We start from the raw sequence: 17,511 nt of genomic DNA, 5'->3' as shown, positions 1-17,511 counted from the left end.
ATTCATCAATGACACATAACAAGCTTGAGTTTGATTATTTTGTGATATGTCGCCTTTCAATCGGCATATCACAAAAAATAAAAAACTGAAATTACGACAGACAAGCAAACCCAAATGTATTCGGTCAGTTTAAGCGGAACGTGTAACATAGGCGTAAAGTTATCATGTAGACATAGTGAACTGATTTTGTTTAAATTTTAGACAAAGGACAATGATTTATGGCATATCAGGCAATTTTTACCGGCTGGGATGCGTTGACAATTGAAGATCTGGTGGTTGCTTACCGGAAAGCAAAAGCTGACTGTTTCTTTGAGAATACTTTTCCCACAGCAATCAAATTTGCTGAATATGAACAGGATCTTCTCGGCAATCTCAATAAACTTTTAGATAGTTTACAGAGTCATAACGGTTTTTGTTCTAATAGCGATTTTATTGGTGAATTTCGCCTGCTGCCAAAAAAATTATCGATTAAGAAAAGACCGGATATAGAGAAAAATGGGCATGTTCATTTTTCTAATCCTGTTCGAGCTGCCGATCATTTATTTGATAACTTCGAACTGACGCCTGAGTTTCGTATCATTGGCGATTTTCCAGTGAATACACATATTATTTCTGCTTTATGGATTAATATGGTAGGGCATCAATTTGATGCTGGTCTGAAAAATTGTTGCTATGGAGCTCGTATAAAACGTATTCGTAATGAAGAAATATTGAGCGATGAGCAGGATAAACCCTTTCATATTAGTGCAATTGGTTCATTCTCACCTTACTTTCATCCCTATCAGAAATGGCGTGGCGATGGTTTAAAGGCCATACGTGACGAATTAGACAAAGATCGTGATGTTATTGCAGCCTCATTAGATTTAAAGGGTTATTATCATTTTATTGATCCGCTGGCGATAATTTCTGAAGATCTCCATGTTGCGTTGAGTGTAAAACTCACTAATGAAGAAAAAGAATTCAATCTACAGTTAGCGAAATTATTAAAGCGTTGGTCTGATGGCGCATCAGAATTCGGAAAACAGATTGCAAATAAAAAAGTGGTAATAACTGGTGGTCTGGTAATTGGTCTAACGGCTAGCCGAATCATATCGAATATTTTATTGCATCGCTGGGATCAACTAATTCTTGAGAAGCTATCTCCGGTTCACTACGGACGTTATGTCGATGATATGTTTCTGGTGATACGAGATACTGGAGCAATTACCAATAATCGTGAATTTATGGCGTTATTGCAGGAACGGCTTGGTAAAGACTGTATTAAACCTGTGCCAGATAAAGAGCAGGTATGGCAAATAGAGCAAGGTGAGAAGTTTCAGGCTAAGACAACCATTCAACTTCAGTCTGATAAGCAAAAGCTTTTTATTCTTCAGGGAGGAGCCGGGATTGACCTCTTGGACAGCATCGAAAAAGAGATCTATGAACTTTCCAGTGAACACCGACTGATGCCGTCGCCGGATCAACTGGAAGATTCTACTGCCGCGAAAGTTCTTTCTGCTGCCGGTAGCGTAGGTGAAAATGCTGATACGTTGCGTCGGGCGGATGGATTAACTATCCGCCGCTTAGGATGGTCTCTGCAATTGCGTCATGTTGAAACCTTGGCGCGAGATCTGCCTCCCGGTGAATGGAAAGAACAACGAGAAGAGTTTTATCAGTTTGCATACAACCATATTCTCCGGGCGGATAACTTGTTTGCACATTTCAGCTATTTGCCCAGATTACTTGGTTTTGCTATCAGTATGAACGAATGGCAGCATGTCGAAAAAATCGTACTTAAAGCCTACCATTCAGTAGATAGACTGGCTTCAGTTATCAAATCAGGTGAAAAAATAACGATCAATGGTTGTGAAACCAAAGCAATAAAGAATCTCTGGCATTCCACAAAAGGTACCCTGACTTGGTTATTTGTTGATGCGGCAACCCGTTTTTATTCTCCTGATAAATTATTTCTTGGTCAGCGCTCTAAAAAAGAAAAGCATTTATCAGGTATCTTTCTTTCTCAGATGATCGACAGCCTTGTACAATTTAAAGAATTAACTAATTTACGATTTGATTTTGCTGATTTTAATAAAAAGGCGCAGTCAGTTGCACTGGCGGATCTAGCGAAAGAGCCTTATAAGAAAATCTTACAAAGCCAGTCAGCAGGAAAACTCGTAGGCCAGCGTGATGGTAAGAAGGAAAGTAAAATTCTGAAATCAATAAATGCTGCATCGCTGATTGATATCGACATTCTTAAAGCGTTTCTGAAGTCAACCAGAAACACTCGTCTTGAAAAAGTGGAAAAAGGGGATCGCAAGAATGAGAGCTACTTGCCGTATGTTTTCCCAACGCGACCTTTAACGCCTGCTGAAATATCCGAACTGGCGCCTGAATGTGTCGGGTTACCCACCGCAGATGGTAAAATGCTGGATGATCGGCCTTCCGTTATCTGGGCTAAATATACACAAGCATTGCGTGGAGTGTGGATAAAGCCAACGTTGCTTGCAACAGAACAGGATATGGAAGATGCAACGACAACGTCACGAACACGGAAATTTCTCCACATTGGCACTGATAAAAAACGTAAAATTGTTGTGGCATTAACCAATATCAGAACCGATGAAGATGATTGGGCAAAAATGGCTTGTAATAAATCAGAACTATCACGCAGTCGATATCAGCGTATATCCGAATTGGTTAATGCAACGCTAAAATTATCACCTAAACCTGATTATGTTTTATTCCCCGAACTTTCTGTGCCGCTACGCTGGGTTAATAGCATTGCTGAGCGATTAAGTTCGGCTGGCATCAGTCTGATTGCCGGTACGGAATATCGCCATATTAATGATCATCAGCTACTTAGTGAGGCTGTACTCGTCCTGTCAGATAACCGATTGGGATATCCTGCATCGGTGAAAATATGGCAACCTAAGCTGGAACCTGCTGTCGGGGAAGATGAAGCATTACATTCAATGTATGGTAAATCGTGGGCATTTTCGACGCTCAGTGCGAAACAACGTAAGCCTGTTTATATTCATCATGGCGTTAATTTAGGCATAATGATTTGTTCTGAACTTCAGAATAGCAAGGCAAGAGTACGATTTCAGGGAGCTGTTGATGCCCTGATGGTACTAAGCTGGAATAAAGATCTTGAAACTTTTGCGTCGTTGATCGAATCAGCCGCACTTGATGTACACGCATACACTATTTTAGTGAATAACCGTAAATACGGTGACAGTCGTGTGCGTTCTCCGGCAAAAGAGTCTTTTATGCGTGATATTGCTCGTGTGAAGGGAGGAGATAATGATTTTGTCGTTGCGGCTACGCTGAACATTGATGCTTTAAGAGCTTTCCAGAGCAGGGCTAAGCGGTGGACTAAAGAAGGAGATAAATTCAAGCCATTACCTGAAGGATTCCGTTTGGCCAGAAATAGAAAAAAACTACCACCAAAATAATATTTAGTGGCTCAGGTTATTTTGGGAGAATGTAAGGGAAAATTCTTGCTGTTCACGACCCTTAGCGGTATCTTTGCCCGGCACCTGCAAATTCAGGTGCCGGGATTGGTCTCCCGAATATCATACCTGCGACATATGACGCGTTAGCGTCTTTTTTATGTCGCGCGTCCGGCTATACCTCTATGGTGGGCTGGGCGGGGGCACCGCAAGGTGCGCCGGTGTAGGTATGGCCGGTAAGACCAACTCCGTTCAGTTCACCACCCGGAAGATTGGTCTCTTCGGTGGTGGAATTTAAATTCACATACCGGAGGTTGCCTTATGGCTACTACCCCAATCCAGACACATCCGTTACTTGCCGTTCCCTTCAACGCCGCCACGGACTTTACCGTCCTTGTCAGCCACTGCGAAAACTTCGCCGAAACCCTGATTGAAAACGACGATCCCACGCTGAAAATGGCGCTCTGTGGCAGACTCAACGCCGCTCTGGCATTGCTCCAGCCCACGCTGTTAGACCCCGTCCCGCCCCATCTTGTTGAAAGCCTGACTGTCGATACCCTCCCGGCGAATTCCCCCGAGTTTGGGCCGGAATGCACTGAGCTTTGCAGCTACTGCCTCGCCCTGACGCAGACGCTGGCGGAGCAGGGATTTTCTTCTGAAAAGGAGAAACAGCTCAGTTATCTGCTGTATGACCTGATCAACCACTTCGCGGCGGAAATGAAAGCCCCGCGCTGGCTGCGCACCGCCGACGGCGTGAAGTTTATCGACGAGGTGGCGGCATGATGCAACCGGACTGGCATTCCGCCGACATTATCGCGGCGCTGAAAAAGCAGTGAATGTCACTGTCTGCCTTTTCCCGCAAATCAGGGCTGACATCCTCCACGCTGGCAAACGCGCTTACCCGTCGCTGGCCCAAAGGCGAAAGGCTGATCGCCGAAGCGTTGGGTATTGCGCCAGAACAAATCTGGCCTTCCCGCTACCGCAGATCTGAATATCACTAAAGCAAAACAGAATCTCTCGATCTTTTGTCTGTATTTGCGGGCGGAAGGTGGGGAGAAGGCAAGCAGAGTGTGGCAGTTTGCCATTTTTATCTGACAGTCCCTGAGTATTGAGGGTGGGGCTATTACAGGTAATCGAATCTGGATCCCAAAAACGCAAAAACCCAGCCTGGCGGCTGGGTTCTTTAATTTGTGGTGCCCGGACCCGGAATCGAACCAGGGACACGCGGATTTTCAATCCGCTGCTCTACCGACTGAGCTATCCGGGCAACGGGGCGCATTAAACCGTAAAGCGCTTGTGGCGTCAACGACTTTGTCATTGCTACGGCGCGTTTGACTGAATTATGTGCGCTATGGCGGGGCAACTGGTTGCGCGCCAGGCGAAAAGCTGTCACCATCGCGCCGTTTTGGTTCAGGGCTAACGCGGGACCGTATCATGAACCTGCCTACATTCTATTCTCTTTTCTTCGCGCACTGCGCCGTATCGCTCACTATGCGGTGAGGGGATCGCACGTATAGCGCAGGACAGCAGTAAAACCAGAGCCTCTCTGCTTTTACTGATGTCTGGCGGTCGGAGCTGAAACCCAGACCGAACTCTTCAGACAGCAGTGGGTACACGCCGCTCAGGCGCTGTGCCGCAGCACCCGTTTAGTCTTTGTCCGGGGGATCTGGATCTGTGAAACCGTTAAAAATCGCCGTCAGCCATGAGTTGCTGCCCCTTATTGCCAGCCAGCGCGAGATAGTCACGCTGGACAGTACCGACTTTACCGATGTGGCGGCGGTGGTGTTGAGCCTCAGCGATAGCCGCAGCGGCATTCTGGCGCTGCTTAAGCGTACCGGCTTCGGTATGCCGGTGTTTCTGTATAGCGATGCGCGGCAGACGCTGCTGGAAGGCATTACGGCGAACTTAAGCGGCGAGCAGGATTTTCCGGCGCTGGAGGCAGCGGCTTTGGCCTGGGAGCAGGCTTTGCTGCCGCCGTTTTTCGGTACTCTCAGCCAGTATGTGGCCATGGGCAACAGCACCTTCGCCTGCCCGGGCCATCAGCACGGTGAATTCTTTAAAAAACACCCGGCCGGTCGCCGTTTTTACGACTTCTTTGGCGATAACCTGTTTCGCGCCGATATGTGCAACGCCGACGTGCGGCTTGGGGATCTGCTGATTCATGAAGGTTCGGCCAAAGAGGCGCAGAAAAACGCGGCCCGGGTGTTTAACGCCAGTAAAACCTGGTTTGTGCTGAATGGCACCTCGGCGGCCAATAAGGTGGTGACCAATGCGCTGCTGACCCAGGGCGATCTGGTTTTGTTCGATCGTAACAACCATAAGTCCAATCATCATGGCGCGCTGTTACAGGCCGGAGCTACGCCTGTCTATCTGGAAGCGGCGCGTAACCCCTTTGGGTTTATCGGCGGCATTGATTCCCACTGCTTCGATGAAGGCTGGATACGGGAGCGGATCCGCGAAGTGGCGCCGGAGCGCGCCGATACGCCGCGGCCATTCCGGCTGGCGGTGATCCAACTGGGCACTTATGACGGCACTCTGTATAACGCCCGCAAGGTGGTGGAGAGCATTGGGCCACTGTGCGACTACATTCTGTTCGACTCCGCCTGGGTGGGCTATGAGCAGTTTATTCCACTGGTCTCTGACTGCTCGCCGCTACTGCTGGATCTTAATGAAAACGACCCCGGCATTTTCGTGACCCAGTCGGTGCACAAGCAGCAGGCGGGTTTCTCCCAGACCTCGCAAATCCACAAAAAAGACGATCATATCCGCGGTCAGGCGCGTTTTTGCCCCTACAAGCGCATGAACAACGCCTTCATGATGCACGCCTCTACCAGTCCGTTTTATCCGCTGTTTGCGGCGCTGGACGTCAACGCCCGCATCCACGACGGGGAGGGCGGGCGTCAGCTATGGGCGCAGTGCGTTACCCTGGGCATCGAAATCCGTAAGCAGATCCTGGCGAGCTGCCGGATGGTTCGCCCCTTTGTGCCAGATGTGGTGGAAGGGCGCCCCTGGCAGGACTATCCGACTGAGCAAATTGCCCGGGAGCGCCGCTTTTTCAGTTTTGAGCCGGATGCAGGCTGGCACGGCTTTAGCGGCTACGGACGCGATGAATATCGGGTGGATCCCTGCAAGCTGCTGCTGACCACGCCGGGCATCGACGCCGCCAGCGGTGAGTATCAGGAGTTCGGCGTACCGGCAGCGATCCTTGCCCACTACCTGCGGGAAAACGGCATCGTGCCGGAAAAAGCGGATCTCAACTCGATCCTGTTCCTGCTGACCCCCGCGGAAAGCCCGGAAAAGATGGCGCGGCTGGTGGCGGCGCTGGTACGCTTCGAACAACTGCTGGAGCAGGATGCGGCGTTTCAGGATGTGCTACCGAGTCTGTGGCAGAAGTATCCGCAGCGCTATCGCGGCTACGGCCTGCGCCAGCTATGCCAGGAGATGCATCAGCTCTACGTGCGCCACGACATTAAATCGCTGCAAAAGGCGATGTTCCGTCTGGAAAGCCTGCCGCAGGTCGAACTGGGCGCGAAGCAGGCTCACGATGAATTTATTCGCGGTAATGCCGAACTGGTGGCGCTCTGCGAGGCCCAGGGCCGGGTTGCGGTCGAAGGGGCGCTGCCTTATCCGCCAGGGGTGCTGTGCGTGGTACCGGGGGAAGTGTGGGGCGGTGCCGCGCAGCGCTATTTCCTGGCGCTGGAGGATGTTCTGAACCAGCTTCCGGGCTTTGCGCCGGAGCTACAGGGCGTTTACCCGCAGTGCGATGACGCCGGTGTAACCCGGCTGTACGGCTATGTGCTGAAAGGCTGAAACTGACGCCCCCGGTTGCGGGGGCGTCGGATAGTTTAGCCTCCCCGCAGGTAGCTCTTCTGGGCGGTATTCACCTTGTAGAGATAGCGGCGCGACTCCGCCGACGGGTGGCGGTTGGTCAGGGTTTCATAGACATCACCCGGATCCATACTGTTGATGATGCTAAAGGCCCGGGTTTTATCGCTGTTAAACACCCTCAGTACGCTGCCTGCGCCGCCGTTATAGGCGGTAATCACCGCATAGCGACGCGAAGTGGGGTTATCGATACCGGAAAGATACACGTTGCCCAGCATCGCCAGGTAGGCGGTACCCGTGTCGATATTGCTGGCCGGATCGAGCAGATAGCTGCGGCTGGGTTTACCCCACTTGCCTCGTGCGCGAAACACATCCAGTCCGGCGGTATGCTGCACCACCTGCATCAGCCCCAGGGCATCGGAACGGCTCACCGCATAGGGGTTAAAGCTCGATTCGGTCTGCATAATCGCCAGAATCAGCGACTCTTCCACGCCGTACTTGCGCGAAGCCTCGCGTACCATGCCCAGATATTTATGGGCGCGTTTATCCAGGTGGTTCGGCACCAGGTTAATGGTCACGCTGTAGATAATCCGCAGGCCGTTGCTGCTTCGGCGCTGCTGGAGCTTATTGTTCAGCAACCAGTCGGCGAAGCGATCGGCGCGCCACTGCCAGCGAATGGCTTCGCCGGTGTTATCCACCACCTGACCATAGAGGAATGGCTCTTTGGATATGTTGATGTCATCGGCGTCGGAATAGAGATCGACCGTGCCGGGATCGTCGCCCATCAGCAGGGTGGTGACAATAGCCTGCTTCAGGCGCGCCGCAGGCTCGGTCCCGGCGATAGTTTCAACGGTTATGGTCCCTTCATCAAAGTTGATGTGGCTGCGGGTCATAAAGCCGTCGGTATACTTCACGTAATCTTTGGGGCCGGCGATCAACACTTCGTCGAAGCCCCAGATATTTTCAATGTTATGGGCAAACTGGCCCATCAGAATGTCGAAACCGTTCGTATCCTTGGCGGGGGGCAGTGGTTCCCTGGGCTTATTACCAGAGCAGGAGACCAGCAGCGGCGCCACCAGGGCCAGCGCTAAGAGTTTTTTCATTGTTCCGGGAGTGCTGTTGTTAGTGTGCTAAAGGGCCGTAGCCCTCACTTATTTCTCGGGCGGCGTGTAGCCTTCAATGTGTACGTCTTTGCCCTCGAACAGGAAGTTCACCATCTCCTGTTCCAGTTGCTTGCGGTGTTCCGGATTCATCATGTTGAGTTTTTTCTCGTTAATCAGCATGGTCTGCTTCTTCTGCCATTCGGCCCAGGCTTCTTTTGAGATCTCGTTGTAGATCCGCTTGCCCAGCTCGCCAGGGTAGAGCTGGAAGTCCTGGCCTTCGGCATCGCGCTTCAGGTAAGTGCAGTAAATTGTGCGACTCATCATTAATCCTCTTTAAACAGCGCGAGCGGCATCGACCGGATCGCGGTGTAATTGCTGTAACAGACGCTCCACGGGAGCTGCCAGACCCACGCCCGGCGGCTGCGCTAAGTTATACCAAAGAGCCGCTCCCTCATCCATGCAGGCCGCCATCGAGGACACGGAAAGCCACATTGGCACGATGTCCAGATGAAAGTGGCTGAAGGTATGGCGAAAGGCGGTAAGCTGCGTCAGACCGCCATCGGCAATGCCGTGGCGGGCCAGCCAGGCGCGCAGGCCAGCTTCATCTTCGAATTGCGGGAAGCAGTATAGTCCACCCCACAGGCCGCTTGGCGGGCGCTGGTTCAGAAAAACCTCATCGCCGTGCTGCATCAGCAGGAAGTAACCGGTACGCTCCGGGATCGTCTGTTTCGGTTTTTTGCCCGGGTAGCTGCTCTGGGTGCCGTTGGCGAACGCCACGCAGCCGCTATTCAGCGGGCAGATATCGCATTTGGGGCGCGATCGGGTACAGACCATGGCGCCCAGGTCCATCATCGCCTGATTAAAGCGTTCCACGCCGCTGGCGGGGGTAACCTCATCGCTAATCTGCCACAGCCGGTTTTCCACCTCTTTCTTTCCGGGCCAGCCGCTTACGGCATAGCAGCGCGCCAGTACGCGCTTTACGTTTCCGTCGAGAATGGGGTAACGCTTGCCGAGCGACAGGGAAAGAATGGCCCCTGCGGTGGAACGACCTACGCCAGGCAGCGCATTGATGTCATCGAAGTTTTCCGGAAAGTGCCCGCCATGGCGCTCCAATACCTGCTGTGCTGCCTTATGCAGGTTGCGGGCCCGGGCGTAGTAGCCCAACCCCGTCCACAGATGCAGCACGTCGTCCAGCGGCGCCTGGGCCAGGGCGGTTACCGTCGGGAATCGCGCCATAAAGCGTTCGAAATAGGGGATCACCGTAGCGACCTGGGTCTGCTGAAGCATCACTTCAGAGAGCCAGACCTTATAAGGCGTTTTTTCCTGCTGCCAGGGCAGGGTTTTACGGCCAAATTTGTCATACCAGTCGAGTACCCGGCGTGAAAATTGAAGGGCTTGCATGTTTTTTTACGGCATCCCACATTGAATTACCTGGAGGCTGATTCCAGCACAGAGCGATAAGCCCTGTAAACCGGAAGTTTCCGGTGCTTGCATCCGGGTATTAACTTTGGATAATGCCCGCTTGCTTTCATTCTCAACAACAGCCAGGTTTTCACCATGAATAATGACGTCGTCTCACCGGAATTTGACGAAAGCGGCCGCGCCATGCGCCGTATTCGCAGCTTTGTTCGCCGCCAGGGGCGTCTGACCAAAGCACAACAGCATGCGCTGGATCACTACTGGCCGGAGATGGGCGTTGAGTTTTGCGCCGAACCTCTGGACCTGGGCGCGCTGTTCGGTAACGACGGCCCGGTCACGCTGGAAATTGGCTTCGGAATGGGCGCTTCGCTGGTAGCGATGGCCGAGGCCCGGCCTGAGCAGAACTTCTTAGGTATTGAGGTGCACTCGCCAGGCGTGGGTGCCTGCCTGAGCTCGGCCCACGAAGCCGGGGTGAAGAACCTGCGCGTGATGTGTCATGATGCGGTGGAAGTGCTGGAAACCATGATCCCGGACAACAGCCTGAACATGGTGCAACTCTTTTTCCCTGACCCGTGGCACAAAGCACGTCATAATAAACGCCGTATCGTTCAGGTCCCCTTCGCCGAAATGGTAAAACGCAAGCTGAAACTGGGCGGCGTTTTCCATATGGCGACCGACTGGGAAGCCTACGCAGAGCATATGCTGGAAGTCATGACCAGCATCGAAGGCTACCGCAATCAGTCGACGACTGGCGATTATGTGCCGCGCCCGGAGACGCGCCCGGTAACCAAGTTTGAACAGCGTGGTCATCGTCTTGGCCACGGAGTATGGGACTTAATGTTCGAGAGGGTGAAATAATGGCGAAGAATCGTAGCCGTCGTCTGCGTAAGAAATTGCATATCGAAGAGTTTCAGGAGCTGGGCTTTTCCGTTGCCTGGCGCTTCCCGGAAGGCACTTCTGAACAGGCCGTCGATCGGGCCGTGGATGACTTCATTAATGAGGTCATCGAGCCGAATGGTCTGGCTTATGATGGCAGCGGCTATCTGGCCTGGGAAGGGCTTATCTGCACCCAGCAGATCGGCAAGTGTACCGAAGGGCATCGCACCCTGGTCCGCCAGTGGCTGGAAGCGCGCAAGCTCGAAGAGGTGCGCCTGAGCGACCTGTTCGATGTCTGGTGGGACTAATCTAATCCGTTGCGGGTCGGCGTAAGTCGGCCCGCCTGCTTTACAGGAGAAAGGAATGGCGATAATTCGTAAAGCGCTGATGGCAGTGCTGCTGGTTACAGCCGCCCATGCCCAGGCGGAATACAAATGCGGCGTTCAGCCTAAGGACGATGTGGTAATCAAACCGCAGACGGTGCAGGTAGTGGGCGAGAATGGTGACCTGACCATCGCGCCGGACGGCGCCGTAAACTATAACGGCAAGGCGCAACAGCTTAGCGCCGCCCAGCGCGAGCAAGCTCAGGACTACCAGAAAGGACTGCGCGAGGCGCTGCCGTGGATCGATGACGGCGCCCGTACCCGGGTAGAGCGCGGTCGGGTGGCGCTGGATAAAATCATCACCGAGCAGGTGGGTGAAAGCAGCAATATGCGTAAGCGTCTGACCGAACTGGACAGCCAGCTTAAAGCGCAGATGAACCGTATTATCGAACACCGCCAGGATGGGCTGACCTTCCACTATAAGGCTATCGATCAGGTGCGTGCCGACGGCCAGAAACTGGTCAATCAGACCATGGGCGGTATTCTGCAGGACAGCATTAACGAAATGGGCGCGAAGGCGACCAGCTCTGGCGGCAGCAACCCTTTGCAGGGCATCCTGGGGAATCTGGGCGGTTTGCAGAGCGCCATTCAGAGCGAATGGAAAAACCAGGAAAAGGATTTTCAGAAGTTCGGCAAGGATGTTTGTAGCCGCGTGACCACGCTGGAAGAGCAGCGTCAGACGCTGGTGAAGGGGCTGAAGTAATTTTCCCCTCACCCTCACCCTAACCCTCTCCCAAAGGGAGAGGGGACAGGTCGGCGCTGGTTTCCTTCCCTCTGCGCATATCGGGAGAAATGACAGGCTGGTGCTGGTTTCCTTCCCTCTGCGGATATCGGGAGAAATGACAGGCTGGCGCTGATTTCCTTCCCTCTGCGCATATCGGGAGAGGGGACAGGTCGGCGCTGATTTTCCCCCTCTGTGCATATCGGGAGAGGGGACAGGTCGGCGCTGGTTTCCTTCCCTCTGCGGATATCGGGAGAGGGGACAGGCTGGCGCTGGTTTCCTTCCCTCTGCGCATATCGGGAGAGGGGACAGGCTGGCGCTGGTTTCCTTCCCTCTGCGCATATCGGGAGAAATGACAGGTCGGCGCTGATTTTCCCCCTCTCCCTTTGGGAGAGGGCCGGGGTGAGGTCACCGCATCTCCAGCGCCTCCAGAATCGCCTCCATCACCGCCTCCTCATTCTCCCACAACTGATTATTCCAGAAGCGAATTACTCGCCACCCCTGCATTCTCAACCACGCCTCTCTGCGCCTGTCATACTCAACCCGGCAAGCATGCTGCCCGCCATCCAGTTCAATCGCCAGACGAACCGCGCAGCAGGCAAAATCGAGAATATAACGCCCCACCGGATGCTGGCGGCGAAATTTATAGCGCGCAAAACGGCGGTCACGCAGCATATACCAGAGCCGTTGCTCCTCACGGGTAAGGCTGCGCCGTAGCGTCCGGGCGTGGTGGGTGATGGTTTTCATGGCGGCCATCGTGCCACAATAAATCCCGCCCTGCGCTTTCTGATGCCGGTTCTGGAATCCATATTCAGACAAACGCTCTTTTACCTGGTAAACCCAGCGGGGCTGGCTACGCTCTATAACAGTCCAATAACTATAAGGAAGTAGCATGAAACTGTTTCCAGCTCTGACACTGGGGGCGCTGTGGGTTTCCGGCGCTCTTGCCGCACCGCTTCCCTGGTATCCCATCCACTACGAAGATATTCCTGTGCCGCAAGGCGTGGCGCCCTGGCTGCCCACCTTTTCTGACGATGGCGCGACGGTCTGGTTCCAGAACCAGTACGACGGCAATATCTGGCGGATTGCGCTAAATGATAAAACCCCGCACTGCGTGACCTGCGATTTTAGCGATCGCCCACAGTCGCTGGAGTCGGGTTTTAGTTACGCGCTGGCGGATAACCGGCGTCTTTTCATTGCTACCCGGGAACTGAGCCCCATCGGCGGCAGCGACGATCAAACGGCTTTCGACGGCTGGATGCTGGAGTGCCAGCCGTCGCTGACCCGCTGCGACAGCCATCAGTTTATCCCTGTCGAGATGGCGGGCGACCGCGAGGGGATGCCGGAAAACGTGCGCCTGCTCATGCGCCGGACCTGGCATCTGGCGCCAGACGGTGTACACCTGGGCTGGACAGACATTCGTTCGGATGGTTCGGCAATGCTGGTCGGTGCGCTGGAGCGCCAGGCGGATCGCTACCGGGTAAAGGATATCCGGGTGATTAATCCGCCGGGGCCGGACAGCGCGGTGGACAGGGCCGAATACGCATCCCAACTGTGGGAGCTTAAATCCTTTGTCGATGGCGGCCGTTCGGCGCTGGTGGTGGCGGAGCTTAACAGCAATATCGACCCCTGGAAGGTAGATCTGGCTACCGGCAAGGCGACCCGTATGACCGCTTACGGCGACTGGGACGAAGATGGCGCCATCTCCCCGGATGGCGGCATGGAGGTGGTTTATTCATGGCGAACCCGCCAGCGGCTGGAGGTGACGTCGGCCATTCCACAACTGCGTAACTTTATCGCGCTACCGCTGATGACCAATATCTTTGTTTCCTGGATCTCCACCTGGCCTGGCTTCCAGTGCGATCTCTCGCCGTGGCTGCTGCCGGGGGATGGCGACAACGGCGGCAAGCTGGTGGGGCAGCCGCTAAGGGTATACAGCGACAGCGAAACCGCGGGCAACAATCTGGCGGCGCTGCCGTTCTGGAGCCCGGACTCCACGCGCATTCTGCTGCAGGGGCGCCTGCGCGAACCGGTGCCGGATGACTACTCCGAGGCGGTAAAAACCAAGGGGCTGGTGCCGCCGCGGGTCATGATGGTTCGCCTCGATCGCGACGCCACCCAGCCACAGCCTGCGGTGAGTACGGCGATCGGCGACTGGGCGCCGCCGGTGAGCGAATGGCGTGGCGCTATGGCTAACGATCGCACCGAAACCCTGGCGGGCCGGGCATCTGGCAGCGTGGTGGTTACCTGGCGCGGCGATCTGATAAGCGGCGGAGTGGATGCCACCTTTAATGACTTCAGCGACGATGGTAAAACCTTCGTTAACGGCACGGTCACCTCGCAGATGACACAACGGCCCACGGCGGAAAATCTGCCGCAGATCCATATTGATATCCGGGTCAGCGGCGAGAATCAGGGCAGTATGAAGGCGGATATTGTGAAGCAACTGGATAATTCCCTCCAGGGAGACTGGCAGAGCACCTATAACGGCGTTGCCCGTTCGGGGCTGCCTGTGGTGGGGCCCTGCTACAGCAGGCTGCCGCAGAAAACGCCGCTTCAGGCGACCCGTGCGACAGAAGGGCAGCAGACGCTGGTCACCGTTCAGGCCGATATTCACGGCGACGTGCGTCCGGTACAGAATGCCAGGGTGACGGCGAAGGGGCAGACCGTAAAAACCGATGCGCAGGGCAGAGCGCGGCTAAGCGATGTCCAGGGGACTATCAATGTGAACGCAGGTGAAACCTTCCAGCCGGTGACGCTAACGCCGTAGCCGTTACCTGGATAGCATCACATTATTTGTTTGTCGCGTTGCGATAATGCAGGAAGTTTAACTGTCCGGAGAAATCATATGGATATTTTCAGGAAAACGGCCCTTGCGGTACTGATGATGGGGCTTAGCGGTGCCGCGCTGGCCTTACCGAATGTCACCCTGCTGGCCACGGGGGGAACTATTGCCGGAGGCGGCGATTCGGCAACGGCCTCAAACTATACTGCGGGTAAAGTCGGCGTCGAAAATCTGGTGGAAGCCGTTCCGCAACTGAAAGATATTGCAGTGATTAAAGGTGAGCAGGTGGTGAATATCGGCTCTCAGGATATGAATGACGGGGTCTGGCTAACCCTGGCGAAGAAGATTAACGCCGGGTGCGATAAAACCGATGGTTTCGTGATCACCCACGGCACCGATACCATGGAAGAGACCGCTTATTTTCTTAATCTGACGGTTAAGTGCGACAAGCCGGTGGTACTGACAGGCGCCATGCGCCCATCAACCTCAATGAGCGCGGATGGCCCCTTTAATCTCTATAACGCGGTGGTGACTGCCGTTGATAAAGCGTCCGCAGGCCGCGGCGTGCTGGTGGTGATGAACGACAGCGTATTCGATGGCCGTGATGTCACCAAAACCAATACCACCAATGTCGCTACCTTTCAGTCCGTTAACGCAGGCCCGTTGGGCTATATTCACAATGGCAAAATCGATTATCAGCACACGCCTGCCCGTAAACACACCACCGCCACGCCGTTCGACGTCTCTCAACTGAGCAGCCTGCCGAAGGTGGGGATTGTTTATAACTACGCGAACGCGTCTGACCTTCCGGCTAAGGCATTGATCGATGATGGCTATGCAGGCATTGTCAGCGCGGGCGTCGGCAACGGCAATCTGTATAAAACGCTGTTTGATACTCTGGCGACCGCCGCCCATAAAGGCGTTGCCATTGTGCGTTCTTCGCGGGTGCCAACGGGGGCTACCACCCGGGATGCTGAAGTTGATGATGCGAAGTACGGCTTTGTGGCCGCCGGTACGCTGAATCCCCAGAAAGCGAGGATTTTGCTGCAACTGGCCTTAACGCAGACCAAAGATCCACAGCAGATTCAGGCGATGTTTGACCAGTATTAAGAGACTGAGCCGTGCGGAGCAAAGCCCCGCACGGCCCGGCATTATTCCGCCAGAAACAGCTCCAGAAGGGAATTCAGAAACAGCTTGCCGTGTTCGGTTATCTGCCACTGTTCCGCGGTTTCCGTCAGGTAACCCCGGGCGATGGCCTCGTCAATCTGCGGGCGTACCACTGACTCCATCAGTCCGGTATACAGCGTGAATTCGCGGCGCGGCGCAGGCTCCAGCAGGCGGAAGCGATTCATAAAGAATTCGAACGGCTTGTCGACGTTTTCCACCTCATGCTGACGATCCCGATAGTTGCCCTGCATATAGCCGCGCGGATGGCGGGTTTTGGCGGTACGCAGTATGCGCCCGTCCGGGAAGGTCACCTTGCCGTGGGCGCCGCAACCAATCCCCAGGTAGTCGCCAAAGCGCCAGTAGTTCAGGTTGTGCTGGCACTGGTAGCCCGGTTTTGCGTAAGCCGAGGTTTCATACTGACGGTAGCCCGCTTCGGTCAACAGCTTATGTCCCTGTTCGAAGATGCTCCACAGCGCATCGTCGTCGGGCAGCACCGGCGGGCGTGAGCCAAACAGAGTGTTGGGCTCAATGGTCAGCTGATACCAGGAAAGATGGGGCGGATTAAGTTCAATGGCCTGTCGCAGGTCCGCCAGCGCCTCTTCCGGCGTCTGGTCCGGCAGGCCGTGCATCAGATCCAGATTGAAGCTACGCAGCCCCAGCCCGGCGGCCAGACGCGCAGCGCGCTTTGCCTCTTCCGGCCCGTGAATGCGCCCCAGCCGTTGGAGCTTGGGCTCGCTAAAGCTCTGTACCCCAATAGAGATGCGGTTAACGCCAGCGCGCTGATAGTCAACGAAGCGGTCCGCTTCTACGGTGCCGGGGTTGGCTTCCATGGTGATTTCGGCATCTTCCGCCAGCCGCAGCCGTTCGCGCACGCCGTCCAGCAACTGCTGCATCGCCGCGCCAGACAGTAGGCTGGGGGTGCCGCCGCCGATAAATATCGTCGCCACCTCACGCCCCTGAACGTACGCTATATCGTCGTCCAGATCGTGCAGCAGGTGCGCCACGTAGTCGTCGTGAGGCACCTCGTCCTTAAGGGCGTGAGAGTTAAAGTCGCAGTAGGGGCACTTCTGCACGCACCAGGGGATGTGGATGTACAGGCTCAGGGGCGGCAGCTTAGCCATGGCGCATGGCATCCAGCAGCAGCTTGAGCGCCTGACCGCGGTGAGAAAGGGCGCGTTTTTCGTCGCGGCTCATCTCTGCCGCCGTTTTACCGGCATCGGGCACGAAGAAGACAGGATCATAGCCAAAACCGCCTTCCCCCGCAGGGGCCCGGGTAATCTCACCGGCCCAGCTACCATGGCACACCAGCGGAGTGGGGTCTTCGGCATGGCGCAGATAGACCAGCACGCAGTGGAAGCGTGCCTGGCGCTGACCGTCCGGCACCTTTTCCAGCGCTTCCAGTAATTTGTTCAGGTTCCGATCGTCGCTGGCATCGACGCCCGCGTAACGGGCGGAATAGATACCCGGCGCGCCGCCCAGGGCATCCACCGCCAGGCCGGAATCGTCGGCAATGGCAGGCAGACCGGTCACCTTTGCCGCATGGCGGGCTTTAAGAATGGCGTTTTCAATAAAGGTCAGGCCGGTCTCTTCTGCGGAATCGACCCCGAGTTCGGTCTGGGCCACCACCGCCAGACCAAAGTCCTGCAGTAGCGAGGCCAGTTCACGCACTTTTCCGGCATTGCCGGTAGCGAGTACTACGTTTTGCATAGCGTAATCCTGTGATTATACCCTTCATTCTTCGAGTTGCAGGCGCGTTGGCTGCACTCGCTCCCCCGGTCATTTACTGATGTAAACTCCCGGG

General features: G+C 54.9%; 14 protein-coding genes, 1 tRNA gene and 1 pseudogene. 9 read left to right on the top strand and 7 right to left on the bottom strand.

The features are described from left to right. Window positions 1-218: 218 nt before the first annotated feature. From FEM41_RS01220 to FEM41_RS01210, 3 genes are all read left to right on the top strand, one after another. On the top strand, window positions 219-3,434 hold the full coding sequence (locus tag FEM41_RS01220; RefSeq protein WP_138093628.1) for an RNA-directed DNA polymerase: 3,216 nt from the start codon (window positions 219-221) through the stop codon (window positions 3,432-3,434). 318 nt (window positions 3,435-3,752) lie between these two features. After that, window positions 3,753-4,214: a hypothetical protein gene (locus tag FEM41_RS01215; RefSeq protein ID WP_138093625.1), complete on the top strand. Its 462-nt coding sequence runs from the start codon at window positions 3,753-3,755 to the stop codon at window positions 4,212-4,214. A 53-nt stretch (window positions 4,215-4,267) separates the two neighbouring features. Beyond that, window positions 4,268-4,432, top strand: coding sequence for a helix-turn-helix domain-containing protein (locus FEM41_RS01210; protein WP_241666554.1), 165 nt, complete (start codon window positions 4,268-4,270; stop codon window positions 4,430-4,432). A gap of 190 nt (window positions 4,433-4,622) precedes the next feature. On the opposite strand, the gene FEM41_RS01205 is transcribed toward FEM41_RS01210, so the two are convergent. Further along, window positions 4,623-4,698: transfer RNA gene (locus tag FEM41_RS01205), tRNA-Phe, on the bottom strand. 407 nt (window positions 4,699-5,105) lie between these two features. Here FEM41_RS01205 and FEM41_RS01200 point away from each other — a divergent pair. Next, a complete protein-coding gene (locus FEM41_RS01200) occupies window positions 5,106-7,241 on the top strand; it encodes an ornithine decarboxylase (protein ID WP_138093622.1) in 2,136 nt (711 codons plus the stop codon). A 35-nt stretch (window positions 7,242-7,276) separates the two neighbouring features. Here the strand turns inward: FEM41_RS01200 and mltC are convergent, their stop codons facing one another. The 3 genes from mltC to mutY are packed head-to-tail and all read right to left on the bottom strand — an operon-like array spanning window position 7,277 to window position 9,760. Beyond that, window positions 7,277-8,359 (bottom strand): membrane-bound lytic murein transglycosylase MltC, encoded by a 1,083-nt coding sequence (gene mltC / locus FEM41_RS01195; RefSeq protein WP_138093619.1) that lies wholly within the window; start codon window positions 8,357-8,359, stop codon window positions 7,277-7,279. A 48-nt stretch (window positions 8,360-8,407) separates the two neighbouring features. Beyond that, on the bottom strand, window positions 8,408-8,680 hold the full coding sequence (locus FEM41_RS01190) for an oxidative damage protection protein (protein WP_138099075.1): 273 nt from the start codon (window positions 8,678-8,680) through the stop codon (window positions 8,408-8,410). A 12-nt stretch (window positions 8,681-8,692) separates the two neighbouring features. Next, window positions 8,693-9,760 (bottom strand): A/G-specific adenine glycosylase, encoded by a 1,068-nt coding sequence (gene mutY / locus FEM41_RS01185; RefSeq protein WP_138093616.1) that lies wholly within the window; start codon window positions 9,758-9,760, stop codon window positions 8,693-8,695. A 156-nt stretch (window positions 9,761-9,916) separates the two neighbouring features. Between mutY and trmB the strand changes: the two genes are divergently transcribed. The 3 genes from trmB (at window position 9,917) to FEM41_RS01170 (ending at window position 11,740) form a co-directional block, all read left to right on the top strand. After that, a complete protein-coding gene (gene trmB / locus FEM41_RS01180) occupies window positions 9,917-10,636 on the top strand; it encodes a tRNA (guanosine(46)-N7)-methyltransferase TrmB (RefSeq protein WP_138093613.1) in 720 nt (239 codons plus the stop codon). Next, entirely contained in the window at window positions 10,636-10,962 is a 327-nt protein-coding gene (locus FEM41_RS01175) for a YggL family protein (protein WP_138093610.1), read from the top strand. The genes trmB and FEM41_RS01175 overlap by 1 nt, the downstream gene beginning before the upstream one ends. A gap of 61 nt (window positions 10,963-11,023) precedes the next feature. Further along, on the top strand, window positions 11,024-11,740 hold the full coding sequence (locus FEM41_RS01170; protein WP_138099074.1) for a YggN family protein: 717 nt from the start codon (window positions 11,024-11,026) through the stop codon (window positions 11,738-11,740). 406 nt (window positions 11,741-12,146) lie between these two features. Here the strand turns inward: FEM41_RS01170 and FEM41_RS01165 are convergent. After that, window positions 12,147-12,505: pseudogene (locus tag FEM41_RS01165) on the bottom strand (endonuclease domain-containing protein); the annotation flags it as partial. A gap of 145 nt (window positions 12,506-12,650) precedes the next feature. Between FEM41_RS01165 and FEM41_RS01160 the strand changes: the two are divergent. Together FEM41_RS01160 and ansB are read left to right on the top strand one after the other, a co-directional pair. Next, window positions 12,651-14,528, top strand: a complete 1,878-nt coding sequence (locus FEM41_RS01160; RefSeq protein WP_138093604.1) for a hypothetical protein — start codon at window positions 12,651-12,653, stop codon at window positions 14,526-14,528. 78 nt (window positions 14,529-14,606) lie between these two features. Further along, on the top strand, window positions 14,607-15,653 hold the full coding sequence (gene ansB, locus FEM41_RS01155; RefSeq protein WP_138093601.1) for an L-asparaginase 2: 1,047 nt from the start codon (window positions 14,607-14,609) through the stop codon (window positions 15,651-15,653). 41 nt (window positions 15,654-15,694) lie between these two features. Here the strand turns inward: ansB and hemW are convergent, their stop codons facing one another. Then, complete coding sequence (gene hemW / locus FEM41_RS01150; protein WP_138093598.1) at window positions 15,695-16,831, bottom strand: radical SAM family heme chaperone HemW; 1,137 nt, start codon at window positions 16,829-16,831, stop codon at window positions 15,695-15,697. Further along, entirely contained in the window at window positions 16,824-17,417 is a 594-nt protein-coding gene (locus FEM41_RS01145; protein WP_138093595.1) for an XTP/dITP diphosphatase, read from the bottom strand. Before FEM41_RS01145 ends, hemW begins: the two co-directional genes overlap by 8 nt. Window positions 17,418-17,511 lie beyond the last annotated feature (94 nt).

The organism is Jejubacter calystegiae (genome assembly GCF_005671395.1).
Lineage (GTDB): Bacteria > Pseudomonadota > Gammaproteobacteria > Enterobacterales > Enterobacteriaceae > Jejubacter > Jejubacter calystegiae.
Note: the sequence above shows the minus strand (reverse complement) of the source record. Positions and strands in the feature narration are given on the sequence as shown.